We start from the raw sequence: 421 nt of genomic DNA, 5'->3' as shown, positions 1-421 counted from the left end.
CATAACAGGAGGCGCATCAGGGATTGGTTATGCGGCGGTTCAGGCTTTTTTGAACCAGCAGGCCAATGTGGTTGTGGCGGATATTGACGAGAAGCAGGGAGAAGCAATGGTCCGGAAAGAAAATAATGACAGGCTGCACTTTGTGCAAACGGACATTACAGACGAAGCTGCCTGTAAGCACGCTGTTGAATCTGCGGTCGATACATTTGGCGTGCTTGATGTATTGATTAATAATGCAGGCATCGAAATCGTGGCGCCCATTCACGAGATGGAGCTCAGCGATTGGAACAAGGTGCTGCAAGTCAATTTGACCGGCACTTTTTTAATGAGCAAACACGCACTCAAGCATATGCTGGCTTCCGGCAAGGGCAACATCATTAATACATGCTCAGTCGGCGGACTCGTGGCATGGCCTGATATT

General features: G+C 49.2%; 1 protein-coding gene. It reads left to right on the top strand.

Annotated features, from left to right (window positions below; genetic code table 11):
* Position 1 precedes the first annotated feature (1 nt).
* The coding region (locus RVS70_RS22735) for an SDR family NAD(P)-dependent oxidoreductase (RefSeq protein WP_321135007.1) at positions 2–421 on the top strand (420 nt) is incomplete at its 3' end.

Source organism: Virgibacillus sp. M23 (assembly GCF_034190895.1).
Lineage (GTDB): Bacteria > Bacillota > Bacilli > Bacillales > Amphibacillaceae > Virgibacillus > Virgibacillus salarius.
Note: the sequence above shows the minus strand (reverse complement) of the source record. Positions and strands in the feature narration are given on the sequence as shown.